The following is a 16,272-nucleotide window of genomic DNA, read 5'->3' as shown; positions in this document are numbered from 1 at the left end:
GTCACACGCTCGGCCTGGGCAGCTCGCTGCCGGTCGCGAAGTTGTCATGCCACTTCCAGGTGGCCTGCACGAACCGCCCTCCGTCGGACAGCGAGACGAACACGTCCGCCGGGGTGCCGCGGATGAACGTCACGACGTCCGCTCGTCCGTCGCCGTCGAAGTCGCCGACGCCCGGCAACTCCGTCCCGATGGCGAACAGGTCGTGCCACTTCCAGCGGTCCTGCACGAAACGGCCGCCGTCGGAGAGGGACACGAACACGTCGCCCGCCGTGCCCCCGGTGAACGTCACGACGTCGTCACGCCCGTCGCCGTTGACGTCGCCGACCGCGGGCAGCTCGCTGCCGACCGCGAAATGGTCGTGCCACTTCCAGCCCTCCTCGGCGAACCTGGTGCCGTCGGAGAGCGAGACGTAGACGTCCGCCTGCTCGGGGGTGCCACGGGTGAACGTCACGATGTCGTCGCGCCCGTCGCCGTTGACGTCGCCCACCGCCGGCATCTCCGTGCCGAGGGCGAAGTGGTCGTGCCACTTGATGCCGGGCCCGAACCCGGAACCGGTTGACAGGGCCACGTAGACGTCGGCGTTCTCGCCCCGGGTGAAGGTGACGATGTCGGTCAGACCGTCGCCGTTGACGTCGCCGACCGCCGGCATCTCCGTGCCGACGGCGAAGAAGTCGTGCCACTTGGCCCCGCCGGTGAATCCGGACCCGGTGGAGAGGCCGACGTAGACGTCGGCGAGGTCACCCCTGGTGAATGTGATGGCGTCCGCTCGGCCGTCGCCGTTGACGTCCCCGGTGAAGGGCAGTTCCGCACCCGGGGCGAAGGAGTCGTTCCACAGCCAGCCGTCCTGCACGAACCGGCCGCCGTCGGAGAGCGAGGCGAACACGTCGGCCGCGGTGCCGCGGGTGAAGACCACGGCGTCGTCGCGGCGGTCTCCGTCGACGTCGCTGGCGGCGCGCGGTCGGGTGGTCGCCGACACCTCGGCCGACGCGGCACCGGTGTTGCCCGCGCCGTCGACGGCGACGATCCGGTAGTGGCGGTTCTGGTTGGCCGGCAGCGGACCGTGCCGGAACCCGGTCGTCCGCGACGTGCCGACGAGGTTGGCCGGCGTGATCGCGACGCCGGGCGCGCTCGAGGAGTAGATCCGGTAGCCGGAGACCCCGACGTTGTCGGACGGCTCGGACCAGGACAGGCCCAGGGCGTGCACCCGCCCGCCGGCCAGCGTCACGCCGGCCACCGCACCGGGTGCCGCGGTGTCGGCGAACGGCGGCACCATGCTCTCGGCGAGATACCGGGCCGCGGTCCAGGCGGGCGAGCCGGCGACCGGGGTCAGCGTGACGGTGACCGTCGAGCGGCCTGCCGTGAGCGACGCCGGCAGCACGAACTCGTCGGCCAACCAGCGCTGCCGGCCGTTGCCCAGGGGTTGCAGCCACACGCCGGCCGGTGCACCGTCCACCGCCACGGCTGCCTGCTGGTAGCCGCTCAGCTGGTCGCCCTGCCGACGCATCCGTACGCCCTGGTTGGCCGGGTCCACCGCGACCCGGAAGCTGACCGGGGCCGTGGTGGCGCGGACCTGCCTGCTCACCGTGGCGTTGTCGTCGTCGCCCTCGAACGGCGCGGTGAGCGCGTACTGGGTCGCCGTCGCGTCGGTGTAGCCGTGGGCGGCCCGGCTGGCGGCGTCGCCGGTGACCAGCGTGTCGGTCCGGCGCACCGCGACGGTGGGCTGGGTGTAGAGGAACGCCGTCGAGGCGTAGTTCGCCGGCATGTCGTTGGCCGGCCCGTGCTCGATGCCGAAGCGCAGGGCGCTGGCGTACGACACGGCGTCGCCGATCATCAGACGGTAGGTTGCGTCGCACTCGTCGACGCAACCGCCGGCGCGGAAGAGGTGGGCGGTGTTGCCGGTGAAGACGCCGCTGTACGCGCCGCGGTTGAAGTACCACCCCGACTCGTAGAAGTCCTCGGTGCCGGTGCCGTAGAGCTGCGGTGTCGGTGAGCCGTCGACGTGCACCCGCTCGTCGCCTTCAAGGTAGTTGCGGGTGTTGCCACCGGTGATGTGGCCGCGCATGGTGTGGGAGACGCCGACGAACCGGCCGCGGCCGGCCTGGTCGGCGACGATCCAGTCGCTGCCGCCGACGGTCTCCGCCCGACGGGACTGGGTGGTGAAGTAACCGGCGGCCCCGTCTGCGGCGAGGGCCGCCGTCCACTGGGTGCCCGGTGCCGAGGTCACCTCGGCCTGGACGCCGCTGACAGCGGCGCCGGTGGTGTTCGCCAGCGCGACGGTGGCGGTGGAACGGAACGGCATCGGCCACCACGCGCTGTACCAGCCGCCGGGAGTGGCGTCCATGGCGAACATCAGGGAGCGGACGCCGCGCTCGCCGAGACCTGCACCGAAGAACTCACCGACCGGGCTGTCCACGGTTGTCCGGCCGTCGAACGTGATGCGCAGCCGCAGGCGGGACAGGTTCGGCTCGGTCGCCGCGCCGTCCGGCACCCGCAGCCGCAGCGCGGTGATCGCCCGCGGTCCGGTGAGGGTGGCGAGGGTGGCCTGCCCACCGGCCGGGACGGTGACCGTGGCGCCGGCGGTGGTCGCGCTGGGCTGGGCCGGCTTCGGGTCCCGGGTTCCGGCGGCACGCAGCTTGTCCAGCACGTCGGTCGCCGGATCGGCGGGGTTGAACCGGGAGATCCCGGTCGGGTCGGCGAACTCGCGGTACGTGACGTGGTGGAAGAGCGGGTTGTTCTGGGTGGTGATCCGCATGGAGTCGCGGTAGGGCATCGGCACCTTGACGGTGACCCCGCCCGAGGTCTGGTCGGCGTTGCTGACCAGCGGGGCGACGAACGGACTGCCGAGACCGCCGTTGACGAGGTTCTGCAGCCCGGTGTCAACGACGGTGGCCCCGTCGAGCTCGATGCGGATCCAACCGGTGGCGCTGACGTTACCGCCGTCGCGGGTGAACCAGATCGACTGCACCTCGCCCGGGCCACGGTCCTCGGCGATGAGGCAGCCGCTGGCCTGGCGCAGGCACGAGTAGGTGCCGACGAACCCGTCGTCGTTGGATCCGTCGCGGCCGAAGCTGGAGAACTGTCGGGTACGGGTGCCGGCGGCCAGCTCGGGGAGCCGGTCCAGGCGGCGATAGGCGTCCCAGCCGATCGGGCCCTTGTCGTCGGCGGCCGCGAGGACGGTCACACCGGCCGCGCCGGGCGCGGCGGCGGCCGGCGGGGTGGCGGTGGCCACAGCGGGTGCGGTCGTGGCCAGCAGCGCCGCGGCGGCGGCACCGAGCCAGCGGGGGGGTACGGAGCCTCATTGGTGTCCCTTCGGGTGTGCCGCCCGGGGCGCGACAGAAATCGATTGCTCGGCCAGCAGTAAACTGCCGCCTTCGATACTTGTCAATACTTGCCCGCCCGGTTTCGAGGGATGCAGGAAGCATCGGCCGTCCCTCCGCGTCCCGCCGGGCTCACGTTCATCGGCGGCGTCCTCGACACGTTCGCCGCCGCGGGCGTGCCCCAGGCCGAGGCGGTGACCGCCCTCCAGTCGGTGATCGCTACATCGTCGGCCTTCGCCGACCGGTACCGCCGGTAACATCGTCGAGACCCAGCAGACTTGACCCGAGCACCGATGGATGCTCCGGTAGGGCCGACAGCAGGACGATGGGGGCGGGCGTGACCGGTTCTCGGCGGTTGACACGACTCCTGGCCGTGATCGCCGGCGCCCTGTGCGGGCTCACCGCGTGCACTGGCGAACCCGACCCGTCACCGACCTCGACAACGCCGGTGCCGTCCGCGTCGACAGCAGCCAGCCCGACCTGGCCGCCACCGCGCCCGACCATCAGAACGGGCGAGGAGGCGTGCGGCGGCTCGGCCTTCAACCCGCGAGCGGTGCGTCCCTACAACCCGGACGGTCCCGCCTACGCCGGGGCTCCCATCCACCTGACGGCGCTCTTCGTCATGCACCCGTATGCCTCCGGTGAGCTCGAATCCGAGCTGCCCGGCGAGTGGCAGGCGCAGTGGCATCCGGGCATGTACCCGGAGCAGTACACCCAGCTTGTCGTCTGCGAGTACTTCGACGACGACTACCAGAGCAAGAAGGTCGAGACCTGTACCTACAACACCAGCACCGGCGGAAAGAAGACCGCCGAGCTGCGGTCGGCGCGCTTCATCTACCGGATATTCGAAGCCAAGACCGGTAAGCAGGTCAGCCGCTTCACGTTGCCGGGCAGAGTGAACTCCTGTCCGGCAGTCGTCTACGGCGCGGCGGGTGGGGCCCACTACCAACTAGTGCTCAACGAGGAACTCACGGCCAAGCTCCGACCCCTCGTCATGGCCCGCCGACCGGGCTAGAAGCAACGGTAGGTATGGGCTAGCCGCACGGGGATGTCGCAGTGGCGGCCGAGATCGCTGTTATGGCGGCGTCCGTACCGGAGTGGACGGACCCTGGTGGCGCGGTGCCCGCCGCCATCCTGCGTTGCGCGCGGGCCTGCTCCCCCGATCTTGCGCTCCGCTGCACTCTGCGCATCGCCAGACGTCGAATGAGGCCCCTGACACGAAGCCGGTACGAGCACCTCGCCCACAGCACGGTCGAGCCGACCCGGGCTGGTCACGACCCGCCCTTGCCGCGCTCGCCCGTGCGGCGTAGGAAGAACACCACGCCCCACCCTCGGCTCCATGGGTCCGTCCACTCCGTCCACCGTCCAAGGAGATGCGTGTGACCACCCGCGTACGGCTCCGTCTCGCCGTGTCCGTGCTGGTGACTGCCGGTGCCGTTCTGCTCGGCACGGCCGCCGCCGCCGCACCGCCCGCGGTGCCGTTGCAACCGGCCAATGGCGCCTGCGACCCGATCGACCCGACCGCGTGCCTGCTGCCGTTCCCGAACGACTACTTCACCGTGCCCGATCGAGCCAGCCGCACCGGCAAGCGGGTGCGACTTGCGGCCTCCTCGATGCCCGCCAACGTGCACGGCACTCCGATCGACCCGGCCGAATGGAACCGACAGGACGGCTTCAGCCCCGGCTCGCCGATCCTGGTGCGCGTGCCCGGCCTGGACGCCGCGGCGACGGGGATCGCTCCGGTCACCGACATCGGCCGCTCGCTGGCGCCGGACGCGCCGATCGTGCTGCTCAACACCCGGACCGGCAAGCGCACGCCGTACTGGGCGGAGCTGGACGCGCACGCCGCCGGCCAGCCCGACCGGCAGCTGCTGATCATCCGGCCGGCGGTGGCGCTGACCGAGGGCACCCGCTACGTCGTGGGCCTGCGTGGCATGCGCGACCGGAGCAGGGAGCTGATCCCGGCGCCGGCAGCGTTCCGGAAGTACGTCACCGGCGCCGGCCTCGGCCCCCGGGACCGCCGCACCCCGCAGATCAAGCGGATCCTCTCCGACCTGACCAGGGCCGGCGTCAAGCGGCACAGCCTCTACCTGGCCTGGGACTTCACGGTGGCCAGCCAGCAGGGTCTGACCGGGCGGATGCTGGCGATCCGCGACGGCGCCTTCGCCACCCTGGGCGCGGCGGCGCCGTCGTTCACCGTCACCCAGGTGACCGACCACCCGCCCGAGCAGGATGCGCGGATCGCCCGGCAGGTGACCGGCACCATCGGCGTACCGTCCTATCTGAACGGCAGCGGCGATCCCGGTTCGCGGCTGCACTACGGGCCGGCCGGCGGCGACGGGACAGCACCGGCGGCGGATTCCCTGCCCACGCCGTCGGGCGCGACGCTGCGTGCGGACTTCGTCTGCAACATTCCGCGCAGCGCCTCCGCCGCCGATCCGGCACACCTGTCGCTCTACGGCCACGGCCTGCTGGGCAGACCGACCGAGATCAACGCCGGCAACGTCAAGACCATGTCGGCCACGTACGACTTCACCTTCTGCGCGACCAGTTGGATCGGCATGGCCGCCGCCGACGTCCCGTACGTGGCTGGCGCCTTCGCCGACCTCAGCGCCTTCCCCGCAGTGGCGGACCGGCTGCAGCAGAGCTTCCTGAACTTCCTCTTCCTGGGCCGGGCGATGATCCACCCGGACGGGTTCGCCGCCGACCCGGCGTTCCGGGACACCGACGGGCAACCGCTGATCGACGTGGCCGGCGGGCTGCACTACGACGGCAACAGCCAGGGAGGCATCAACGGCGGCGCGCTCACCGCCATCGCCCAGGACTGGACCCGGTCGGTCCTCGGCGTGCCGGCGATGAACTACTCCACGCTGCTGCAGCGCAGCGTGGACTTCGCCCCCTTCCAATCGATCATGGACGGGTACTACCCGGACAAGGTCGACCAGCAGCTGATCTTCGCACTGCTGCAGATGCTCTGGGACCGGTCCGAGGCCAACGGGTACGCCCAGCACATGACCGACAACCCGTTGCCGGGCACCCCGGCGCATCAGGTGCTGATGCACGTGGCCTTCGCCGACCACCAGGTCTCCCCCGCCGCGGCCGAGGTCCAGGCGCGCACCATCGGTGCCCGCCTGCACACACCCGCCGTCGCCGACGGCTGGTCACTCGACGTGAAGCCGTACTGGGGTATCAAACCGATCCGGGCGTACCCGTACACCGGCTCGGCGATCGTGATCTGGAACAGCGGTGCGGCGTACGCGCCGCCGACGACGAACCTCGCCCCGGCCGGCCCGGAGTACGGCGACGATTCGCACGAGTTCCCGCGCGCCCAGCCCGGAGCCCAGGAGCAGAAGGCGACGTTCCTGCTCACCGGCAAGGTCATCGACGTCTGCGCGGGAGGGCCCTGCCCCTGACTCGGTCACCGGCCCGCCGTAGGTTCGGAAGGTGCGTCAGGCGCCGGGTGGTCCGGCAGCGGCGGGGCCGTTAGCGCCCCTGGGAGCAGGGAAGGCGGTCCACGCGTGTTCAACACGGCGCGCCTGCAGGTCATGCTGGAGATCGCCCGGCACGGGACCATCGTCGCCGCGGCCGAGCAGCTCCGGCTCAGCCCGTCCGCCGTCTCCCACCAGCTCGCCACGCTGGAGCAGGAGGCCGGGGTGGCGCTGGTGGACCGGGGGCCGCGCAGCCTGCGGCTCACCGTGGCGGGTCAGCGCCTGGCCGACTACGCGCAGCAGATCATCGATCTGATGTCGACCGCCCGCGACGAGCTGTCCGCCCACGGGGAGGGCCGGCGTGGCCTGCTGCGGATCGGCTTCTTCGCGACCGCCGGCACGGAGCTGCTGCCGCGCGCTCTGTCCAGCTTCACCGCCGACCATCCTCAGGTCGAGTTGGCGTTGATCCTGGGGCAGCCGTCGGAGCTGCTCCCCCGGCTCAACCAGGGCGAGCTTGACCTCGTGGTGGTGTTCGACCATCCGCTGAGTCCCACCCCGGAGGCTTCCTTCGCCAAGGTCTCCCCGCTGATGGTTGACCCGCAACTGGTGGTGCTCCCGGCCGGCCACCCGCTCGCCGGGCGGCGGCTGCGGCTCACCGACCTGGCTGACGAACCGTGGATCACCACGCTCGGTGTGCAGGGGGAGGTCTCCGTGCTGGAGCTGGCGGCGCGCGCCGAGGGGTTCCAGCCCCGGATCCGCTGCCGCAGCGACCACTACGAGGTGGTGCTGGGCCTGGTCCGGGCCGGTGTCGGCGTCGCGTTGGTGCCGTCGCTGGGTCTGCGTGATTCCGGCGAGGTGGCCGTCCAGCCGCTCGCCCACGCCAACCTGCACCGGGAGATCGGGGTGGCGCTGCGTCCCGGCAATCCGAACCCGGTGGTCGGCAGCTTCGTGGACCGGCTGACCGACGCCGCGGCGGGGCTCAGTCAGGAGCTGGTGCAGCGGTGGCCGCGGCTGCCGGCGAGCCGGTCGACTGTTGTGCCCCATCGCCGCAGCTCCGCCACCGCGGCCCGCTCCGCGCCGGATGGGAACGCCGCGACCACGGCGTAGACGACGGTGTGCCGGCCGACGACGATGCCGGCGTCGGCGCGTACGCCGGTGTCGGTGCCGGTCTTGTTCATCACCCGGACGCCGGCGGTCGACCAGGGGTCGTGGTGGATGGTGTCGGCGACGAGCGTGCGGTCGGTGTTCCGGGCGAGCCACCCGCGCAGCAGTCCGGACGCCCGCTGGCCCTGCCAGGTTCCGGTCGCCACGTCGGCGAGGAGGGCGCAGAGCTCGTGTGCGGTGCCGGTCGCGAACGTCGCTGGTACGTCCGGGCCGCGGGCGGCTCGGATCCGGTCGTGCACGGTGGTGTCCCGAAGGCCGCTGCTGCGGGCCAGGTCCTGGACGGCGTCGAGCGTCACCAGCCGCAGCAGGGCGTTCGTGGCGGCGTTGTCGCTCACCGTGGCGACCGCGGTGGTGAGGTCGGCGACGGTCCACCGTCGCGGCGAGAGCAGGCCGAGCAGGCCGGTTCCGCCGAGTGCGCGGTCGTCGTCGAGCAGGTCGACCGGCTGATCGGGGGCGAGGGTCCCGTCGGCGAGGCGGCGGGCCACCTCGCCCAGCAGCAGCAACTTGCCGACGCTGGCGAGCGGCAGGACCAGGTCCGGGTCGAGCGAGAGGAGGCGCCCGTCGTCCAGCCGTCGCACCATCGCACCGATCCGCATGGGAGCGGCCGGGTCGTCGGCGGTCACGTCCGCTCCGCCGTGGCGAGCTCGCGGTCCGGTACGGCCAGCACCCGACCCGGTCGGGCGTCGGTGATCCGGTCGCCGTCCACGACAACCCGGCCGTCGACCACGACGTGGCGGACGCCACGCGGTGGCGCGAGCGGATCGTCGTAGGTCGCGCCGTCGGCGACCTGTGCGGGGTCGAGGACGACCAGGTCCGCCGCGTACCCGTCGGCGAGCAGACCCCGGCTGGCCAGGCCGAAGCGGCGGGCGGGCATTCCGGTCATCTTGTGCACGGCCTCGGTCAGGGTCAGCAGACCCACGTCGCGGACGTAGTGGCCGAGCACCCGGGCGAAGCTGCCCGCCCAGCGCGGGTGGGGTCGGCCGGGCTTGGGCACCCCGTCGGAGCAGAGCATCGCCAGCGGGCTGGCGAGCACCCGCCGCACGTCGTCCTCGCGCATCGAGTGGCTGAGGATGGTCACGTTGCCCCCTTCGGCCGCGAGCAGGTCGCAGACGCAGTCGACGGGGTCGACGCGGCGCACTGCGGCGAGGTCGGCGATGGTACGGCCCTCGACGTTCGGGCTGGTCGGGGCGGACGCAATCCTGATCAGGTCCCAGCCACCGTTGCCGACGGTGTTCTCCCAGCCGGGCAGCCCGGCGGCCAGGTCGGCGCGGATGCGGTCCCGGATCGTCGCCTCCCGGACGGCGGTGAGCATCGCCGGCACGCCGTCGGCGATGACCCAGGGCGGGAGCATGGCGTGCAGGGCGGTGCTGCCGGCGGTGTACGGGTAGACGTCGCAGAGGACGTCGAGACCTTCGGCCCGCGCCCGCTCGAGTCGGCCCAGGGTACGCACCGTGGCGCCCCAGGAGCGTCGCCCGGCCGTCTTGTGGTGCGAGACCTGCAACGCCGCCCCGGCCGCGGTGGCGATCTCGATCGCCTCCTCCAGCGCCGACTCGACCTGCGACATCTCGTCGCGCAGGTGCGTCACGTACGGCTTGCCGTGCGCCGCGGCGACCCGGGCCAGCGCGATGACCTCGTCGGTGCCCGCGTTCACCCCCGGCGAGTAGATCAGGCCGGTGGAGAGCCCGGCCGCACCGGCCGCGAGCGCCTCGTCGAGCAACCTGCACATGCGCCGGAGCTCGTCGGCGGTGGCCTGCCGCTGCGCGAAGCCGACGACCGCGGCGCGGAGCGTGCCGTGGCCCACCAGGGCGCCGAGGTGGTTGCGCCGGGCCACGCCCTGCGCGGCGGCGAACTCCGCGAAGGACGCGTACGTCGCCGCGGGCGGGCCGAACGTCGCGGCGACCAGGTCCCGCACCGCATCCGCGCGCGCCGCCGGAACGGGGAAGGGACTGATCCCGCAGTTGCCGCAGATCTCGGTGGTGACGCCCTGGCGCAGCGGCGCGAGGCGCAGAATCTCCCGCTGCTCGTCGTCGCCGGCGAGCAGGTCCGAATGGGTGTGCACGTCGATGAAGCCCGGAGTGACGACCAGGCCGCCGGCGTTCACCACCGTGGCGGCGGCACTGCGACTGCCCGGTGGCAGCAGCAGCAACCGGCCGGCCCGCACCCCCACGTCGGCGCTGCGGGCGGGCGAGCCGCTGCCGTCGATGACCTGTCCGCCGGTGACCAGCAGGTCCAGCTCCATCACAGCACCTTGGACAGGAACGCGCGGGTCCGTTCGTGCGCCGGCGCGGCGAGCACCTCCCGCGGCGGGCCCTCCTCGATGATCAGACCATCGTCCATGAAGACCAGGTGGTCGCCGACCTCGCGGGCGAACCCCATCTCGTGGGTCACCACGATCATCGTCATGCCGCTGGCCGCGAGGTCCTTCATCACCTCGAGCACCTCGCCGACCAGTTCGGGATCGAGCGCCGAGGTCGGCTCGTCGAAGAGCATCAGCTTCGGCGACATCGCCAGGGACCGGGCGATGGCCACCCGCTGCTGCTGCCCGCCGGAGAGCTGCGCCGGGTAGTGGTGCGCCCGGTCGGCGAGCCCGACCCGGTCGAGCAGGTCACCGGCGCGCTTGCGGGCGTCGGCCACCCGGACGCCCTTCACTGCGACCAGGCCCTCCATCACGTTTTCCAGGGCGGTGCGGTGCGGAAAGAGGTGGAACCGCTGGAACACCATGCCGATCGACTCGCGCTGCCGGCGCAGCCGGGCGTCCGGCAGCGGTCGCAGCCGCCCGCCGCGCTCCTCGTACCCGATCAGCTCGCCGTCGACGTGGATCCGCCCCGCCTGCGGCTCCTCCAGGTGGTTGAGGCAGCGCAGCAGGGTGGACTTGCCGGAACCGGAGGGGCCGACCACGCAGACCACCTGGCCGCGCTCGATGACCAGGTCGATGCCGCGCAGCACCTCGAGGCGGCCGAAGCTCTTGCGTACCTGCCGGCACCGCACCATCGGGGCGGTCATCGTGCGCTCCCGGTGAACCGCAGGTTGCGGCCGATACGTCCGCGCAGCGTGCCGGGGACGGTGGTCCCGAAGCCCCGGCTGAACCGGCGTTCCAGGAAGTACTGGCCGATGCTGGCGACGGTGGTGAGGACCAGGTACCAGATGGACGCGACGATGAGCAGGGCGATCACCTCGAAGTTGGTCAGGTAGAGCCGCTGGGCGACGGTGAGCAGGTCGGCGCCGGCGATCACCGAGACCAGCGAGGTGGTCTTGAGCATCGAGATGAACTGGTTGCCGGTGGGCGGGACGATGATCCGCATCGCCTGCGGCAGCACCACCCGTCTCATGATCTTCGCGCGGGACATGCCGAGGGCCGCGGCGGCCTCCTGCTGGCCGGGATCGACGGCCCGCAGGCCGGCCCGGACGATCTCGCTCATGTAGGCGCCCTCGTTGATGCTGAGCCCGAGCAGCGCCGCGACGAAGCCCGTGACGAGGGCGTTCGTCTCCCATGTGACCAGCTTCGGGCCGTCGAACGGCACGCCGAGACCGATCTCCGGGAAGATCAGCGCGATGTTGAACCAGAAGATCAGCTGCACCAGGAGCGGCGTGCCCCGGAAGAACCAGACGTAGGCCGTGGCTCCGGTGCGCAGGATCCGGCTGTCGGAGACCTGCATCAGGGCCACCACCACGCCGAGGACCACGCCGATCAGCATCGACGCGACCGTGAGCTGGATGGTGACCCACAGCCCGTCCAGGATGACCCGGTCGAACTGGTAGTCGACGACGATGTCCCAGTGCAGGTTGGGGTTGACAGCGACGGACCATCCCAGCCAGACCAGGACGAAGGCGACCACCCCGGCGGCCAGCCACCGCCCCGGTCGGACGGGGTGGCTGATCCGGTTGGCCGGCGGGGTGTCCAGCCCCGCGGGCGCCGGGCCCGCGGTGCGAACCCGCTCGTCAGCCGTACGGTCCACAGGCGTGCTCACTTCTGGTCGTTGACGGTGGCAGCCTGGATGGCGCTGCCCGTCACGCCCCACTTCTCCAGGATTTTCGTGTACTCGCCGCTGTCGATCAACTCCTGGAGCGCCCGCTGCACCGCGTCGCGCAACTGGCTGTCCTTCTTGTCGATCGCGATGCCCCACGGTCCCGCCTCGTACTGGGCCTCCAGCACCTCGTACTTGCCGCTCTCCTGGGCGAGCATCTTGGCGACCGGGTAGTCGACGATGGTGGCGACGGCCCGGCCGGCATCGATCTGGAGCAGGCCGGTGGGCGCGTCCTCGCTCTGCGAGATCGTCATCTTCTTCGCGCACGTGGCGTTCTGGCCCTCGCCGATGGCGAGGTTGGAGCTGCCCTTGGCCAGAACGACGGCTCGACCGCACAGGTCGGCGAGGTCCTTGACGCCGGCGGGGTTGCCCTTGGCCACCATGATCGAGCCACCGGCCTGGAAGTAGTCGACGAAGTCGACCGCCTTGCGCCGCTCCTCGGTGTCGCTCATCGAGGACATCGCCAGGTCCCAGCGGTCGGCCTGCAGGCCGGGGATGAGACCGGGGAAGCTCGCGTTGGTCATTTCCAGCTTGAGGCCGAGCCGCCCGGCGATGGCCGCGGCCAGTTCCGGGTCGACGCCGATCAGTTCCTGCGTGCCCTTCTTGTACATCTCCATCGGTGGGTAGCCCTCGGCGGTGGCGACCCGGAGTGCACCCTTCGCCTTGATGGTGGCGGGCACGAGGTCGGCGGCCTTCGCGTCGGCGGCGACGGAGGCGCCGCCGACGGGCTGCGAGGTCTGTCCGCTCGTCGAGCGGCCACAACCCGTTGCCGCGATCGAGATGGTGACGAGACCGATGACGACGTGGAGCGCACGCTTCCTGAGCACGGCAAACCTCCTGGCTGGGCGACTGGCGGGACCCTATCCGGGATCAACCAGCGTGAACAGCCTGAGTGCTCTGCATGGTATGCGTCGAAAAACCAGGTGCTCGGTCAGCCCTCCAGGTCCCATTCGCCAATGCCGCGGCGACGATGATGGCCGCATGCTGCTGTCGGCTGTGGCGGCCCGCGACGCCCCGATCGACGCCGGCTGGATCAGCGCCTTCCCTCGCCGCTGGCGGACACGATCAGGGGACGCTCGTTCACCTCGTATCATCCCCGCCGTGACCTCTGCGCTCGGGAACCTCTCTCCCCAGCAGCGGGCATTGGTGGACCAGTGGCTTCCGGGCGCGACCGTCGAGAGGGACCACGGCTGGGGCTTGACGGCGACCAGTGTCCTCGAGATGACCCGCGCTGGATCACGATTCATCGTCAAAGCCGGCGGCGACGATGACCACCACATCCAGCGGGAACTCCACGCCCATCTCAACTGGTTGCGCCCATGGACCAGCACGGGACGCGCACCGGCTCTGGTACATGGCAGCGCGGACGCGAAGCTCCTCATCACCCGGTACCTGCCCGGTGAACTGGTGCTCGGCAGCGAGCATGCCGACGACCCCGCCACCTATCGGCAGGCAGGCGAGCTACTGGCCCTGTTACACGCTCAGAGTGTCGTCACGGACGACGACTACGAGAGACGCGAGAACGAGAAGTCACTGGCGTGGCTCAGCCAACCACACCGGATCGCTGCGACCACCGCGCAACGGTTACGAGCCGAGATCGCCACCTGGCCGACGCCGCCCGCGACCCTCGTACCCACCCACGGGGACTGGCAGCCCCGAAACTGGCTCGTCCACCACGACGCCGTGAGCGTCATCGACTTCGGTCGTGCGGCAATGCGTCCCGCATCCACGGACTTCGACCGGCTGGCCGCCCAGGACTTCCGCCGCAACCCGAACCTCGAGGCAGCCTTTCTCGACAGGTACGGCACTGATCCCCGCGACACGGGTGCGTGGCACCGCAACCGAGTCCGCGCGGCGATCGGCACCGCCGCCTGGGCCTACCGAGTAGGCGACGAGCCATTCGAGGCCCAAGGCCACCGAATGATCGCCGAGGCACTGTCGTCTTCCCGAACCTGACGGAGCGAGAGAGCCAAGCCGACATGCCTGGTCAGCATCGGTCACCGACCGGCCGAAGTGCTCGTCGTCGAACAGGAAGGACTGATGATCCTGGTCGAGACGGACGCCGGCCTGAACATCAGCCGGATCTCGCCGGAGGAACCAGCCCAGGGCGACCCGGGCGGGCTCGGCCTTGCACCGAGCCCGCCCGGGCCAACTTCACTCGATCCTGATCGGGAGCCGTGACAATGCTCGCCGATTCGGCAGACGCCGTTGCCCGCGAACGTCAGGAAAACTGAGTCGGCCCTGCGTCATGCCATCAGCGCTGCAGTGTCAGCAGACCCGGCCGGTACGGAAGGAGACCGTAGTCGCCGCCGGAACTCGGGGAACGCCCCTGGTAGAGCAACTGCAGATTGCAGGGGTCAACGGTCATGGTCTGGTCAGCGTTGCCGCGAATCAGTTCGCCGTGGCTGATGTCGTTGGTCCAGGTGGCGCCACTGTTGGCCTTGCCGGCGAACGGATTGCTCTCGGTGGCGGCCTGCGGTGTCCACGAACCGCCCAGACTGGTGGCCGTGAACGAGCGGAAGTAGCGACCCTGCGAGCCGATCGCCTCGACGAGCATGAGGTACCGGTTCTGGCCCTGGAGCTTGTAGACCTGAACGGCCTCGAACAGGTTGTTCGTCGTGTCGCTCATGATCACCGTCGAGTTCGAGCCGAAACTGCCCGGGAAATTGCCGATGGGCATACTGGCCCGGTAGATCTTGCCGTTGTCACCGGCGAAGAACAGGTACATGTTCGTGCTGTCGCCGATGAGCGCCTGATCGATGGGTCCCGTACCGGAGCCGGAGATGCTTCCGGAGAAGAGCACCTGCTCCGACGACCAGCCATTCGCGTTGGTGGGATCGCTCGACGTCCGGTAGGAGAAGGCGGTGCCGCCCCACTGATAGGCGAGCACCCAGACGTTCCTCGGCGCGAAGTAGAACAGCGACGGCGCGACAGTGGAGAACGACATGGTGTTCTGGCTGGCCGAGGCCATGTCGGACCAGTTCGAGAAGAGGCCGAAGTTCATCGAACCCCACCTCGTCCCGGTGTCGTGCGTCGTCGCATAGACCAGATGCCTGCCGTTGTAGGGGGCGTAGGTGAAGTCCTTGAGCGAGACCCACCCCGACCTCGGGTTTGCCAGCGAACCCGTCGATGACCAGCGGTACGCCGACGGGAGATTGCACGTGCCGGTCGGCGGCGGCGTGGTGGGGTTGCCCCCGCCGTCGACGCGGACCAGTTGCCACTGCTGGTTGCTGCCGCTCCAGTCGTCGTACTGCACGATGTTGCCCCCGTCGGCGGTCGAGGCGCCCTGCACCTCCACCACCTTGTTGCTGTTTCGGTTGATCAACCGAACGTAGCCACCGTCGGAGTCGGCCAGACGGAACTGCTGGTTGGCCCCGTTACCGTCGGTCCACTGCACGATGCTGGCACCGTTGGCGGTCGAGAAGTTGTAGACGTCCAACACCTTGCCGGAGTGCCGGGACTTCAGCCGGTAGTAGCCACCGCCGGAGTCCACGAACTGCCACTGCTGCTGGTTGCCGTTGTTGCGCGCCCACTGGGTGATCCGCGCACCGTCGTTGGTCGCCAGGTTGTACACGTCCAACGCCTTGCCACTGTTGCGATTCACCAGCACGTACCACGCGCTCGTGTCGACCGTCGCCGCGGCTGCGGGTGTCGACACCACGGCTGCGGCGGCACCACCGACCACCATCGCCATCACGCTGGCGGCGAAAGCCCGGAGCAACCACCCACGACGCCGCGACGGCGGCGGCGCGATCGATGGGGACCTACCAAAGGCAGACATGATCCTCCTCCAACTGACCCAAAGCCGAACGGTCCACCCGAAGATGGGCGCACCGCGACGCGTGGCCGGGCGCAGGCGTCGGAAGATTGTCAGCGCTAACAAGACGTCTGAATGCCCTGGACGCACGCCCTGATTCCAGGTCGACGCAGCAGGCTTGCCCGGTAAGCCGCAGGTTTCGTCGCCCTCAGCCATCGACTGTGAGCGATAACATGCCGTTCGTCAAGTCGTGGAGTATCGGTTCGCATCAACAGCGATCGACTGCGAACATTCCGATGGAGCCGATGTCAGTACAACTGCTCGCATTGGACGACCGGCTCGGCCCACCGGTCGAGGTCCCGCCGGCGCTCGGTCGCACCGGCGGGCGACGTGCGCAAACGCGCAAGCCACCGCGACGTCCGCAGCACAGGATCAGCAACAGAGGCTCGCACTCCCCCGCCAGGCGACATAGCTGTTCGGCCCGCTCGACGTCACCGCTCTACGCCAGCGCAGCACATGCGGTGTACGTGGCGGGCCGGGCCGGAGGACGGGCTCGGCGGGGCGCGAGAGATTCGCTGAAC

At 70.5% G+C, this 16,272-nt stretch carries 12 protein-coding genes and 1 pseudogene; 6 read left to right on the top strand and 7 right to left on the bottom strand.

Annotated elements, in window-relative coordinates:
* Position 1: 1 nt before the first annotated feature.
* Positions 2-3,229, bottom strand: a complete 3,228-nt coding sequence (locus KBX63_RS19290; RefSeq protein WP_210912629.1) for a DUF2961 domain-containing protein — start codon at positions 3,227-3,229, stop codon at positions 2-4.
* Positions 3,230-3,409: 180 nt separating this feature from the next.
* Between KBX63_RS19290 and KBX63_RS19285 the strand changes: the two genes are divergently transcribed.
* The 4 genes from KBX63_RS19285 (at position 3,410) to KBX63_RS19270 (ending at position 7,852) form a co-directional block, all read left to right on the top strand.
* On the top strand, positions 3,410-3,574 hold the full coding sequence (locus tag KBX63_RS19285) for a hypothetical protein (protein WP_210912628.1): 165 nt from the start codon (positions 3,410-3,412) through the stop codon (positions 3,572-3,574).
* Between the two features lie 80 nt (positions 3,575-3,654).
* Complete coding sequence (locus tag KBX63_RS19280; RefSeq protein WP_210912626.1) at positions 3,655-4,332, top strand: hypothetical protein; 678 nt, start codon at positions 3,655-3,657, stop codon at positions 4,330-4,332.
* 364 nt (positions 4,333-4,696) lie between these two features.
* Positions 4,697-6,730: a hypothetical protein gene (locus tag KBX63_RS19275; protein ID WP_210912624.1), complete on the top strand. Its 2,034-nt coding sequence runs from the start codon at positions 4,697-4,699 to the stop codon at positions 6,728-6,730.
* Between the two features lie 105 nt (positions 6,731-6,835).
* Complete coding sequence (locus tag KBX63_RS19270) at positions 6,836-7,852, top strand: LysR family transcriptional regulator (protein WP_210912622.1); 1,017 nt, start codon at positions 6,836-6,838, stop codon at positions 7,850-7,852.
* Positions 7,853-7,902: 50 nt separating this feature from the next.
* Here the strand turns inward: KBX63_RS19270 and KBX63_RS35300 are convergent.
* From KBX63_RS35300 to KBX63_RS19250, 5 genes and pseudogenes are all read right to left on the bottom strand, one after another.
* Positions 7,903-8,490: pseudogene (locus tag KBX63_RS35300) on the bottom strand (serine hydrolase); the annotation flags it as partial.
* Between the two features lie 38 nt (positions 8,491-8,528).
* Positions 8,529-10,148, bottom strand: coding sequence for an amidohydrolase family protein (locus tag KBX63_RS19265; protein ID WP_210912621.1), 1,620 nt, complete (start codon positions 10,146-10,148; stop codon positions 8,529-8,531).
* On the bottom strand, positions 10,148-10,912 hold the full coding sequence (locus tag KBX63_RS19260) for an amino acid ABC transporter ATP-binding protein (RefSeq protein ID WP_305798339.1): 765 nt from the start codon (positions 10,910-10,912) through the stop codon (positions 10,148-10,150). Before KBX63_RS19260 ends, KBX63_RS19265 begins: the two co-directional genes overlap by 1 nt.
* The gene (locus tag KBX63_RS19255; protein WP_307871763.1) at positions 10,909-11,877 is read right to left on the bottom strand and encodes an amino acid ABC transporter permease; all 969 of its coding nucleotides are present in this window, start codon (positions 11,875-11,877) and stop codon (positions 10,909-10,911) included. Before KBX63_RS19255 ends, KBX63_RS19260 begins: the two co-directional genes overlap by 4 nt.
* Positions 11,874-12,761 carry an ABC transporter substrate-binding protein gene (locus tag KBX63_RS19250; protein ID WP_210912620.1) on the bottom strand — a complete coding sequence of 296 codons (888 nt, stop codon included), beginning with the start codon at positions 12,759-12,761 and terminating at the stop codon, positions 11,874-11,876. The genes KBX63_RS19255 and KBX63_RS19250 overlap by 4 nt, the downstream gene beginning before the upstream one ends.
* Positions 12,762-13,035: 274 nt before the next feature.
* Between KBX63_RS19250 and KBX63_RS19245 the strand changes: the two genes are divergently transcribed.
* Together KBX63_RS19245 and KBX63_RS19240 are read left to right on the top strand one after the other, a co-directional pair.
* Positions 13,036-13,890, top strand: a complete 855-nt coding sequence (locus KBX63_RS19245; RefSeq protein WP_210912619.1) for a phosphotransferase family protein — start codon at positions 13,036-13,038, stop codon at positions 13,888-13,890.
* Between the two features lie 57 nt (positions 13,891-13,947).
* Entirely contained in the window at positions 13,948-14,115 is a 168-nt protein-coding gene (locus tag KBX63_RS19240) for a hypothetical protein (RefSeq protein ID WP_210912618.1), read from the top strand.
* A 73-nt stretch (positions 14,116-14,188) separates the two neighbouring features.
* On the opposite strand, the gene KBX63_RS19235 is transcribed toward KBX63_RS19240, so the two are convergent.
* A complete protein-coding gene (locus tag KBX63_RS19235) occupies positions 14,189-15,715 on the bottom strand; it encodes a non-reducing end alpha-L-arabinofuranosidase family hydrolase (protein ID WP_210912816.1) in 1,527 nt (508 codons plus the stop codon).
* Positions 15,716-16,272: the final 557 nt, after the last annotated feature.

Origin of the sequence: Micromonospora sp. U21 (assembly GCF_018070045.1) — a bacterium.
Lineage (GTDB): Bacteria > Actinomycetota > Actinomycetes > Mycobacteriales > Micromonosporaceae > Micromonospora.
Note: the sequence above shows the minus strand (reverse complement) of the source record. Positions and strands in the feature narration are given on the sequence as shown.

Bases quoted from the DNA above. Each gene is read 5' to 3' on its own strand.
- KBX63_RS19260 (WP_305798339.1), bottom strand. From the start codon at position 10,912: ATGACCGCCCCGATGGTGCGGTGCCGGCAGGTACGCAAGAGCTTCGGC.
- KBX63_RS19235 (WP_210912816.1), bottom strand. From the start codon at position 15,715: ATGTCTGCCTTTGGTAGGTCCCCATCGATCGCGCCGCCGCCGTCGCGG.
- KBX63_RS19265 (WP_210912621.1), bottom strand. From the start codon at position 10,148: ATGGAGCTGGACCTGCTGGTCACCGGCGGACAGGTCATCGACGGCAGC.
- KBX63_RS19285 (WP_210912628.1), top strand. From the start codon at position 3,410: ATGCAGGAAGCATCGGCCGTCCCTCCGCGTCCCGCCGGGCTCACGTTC.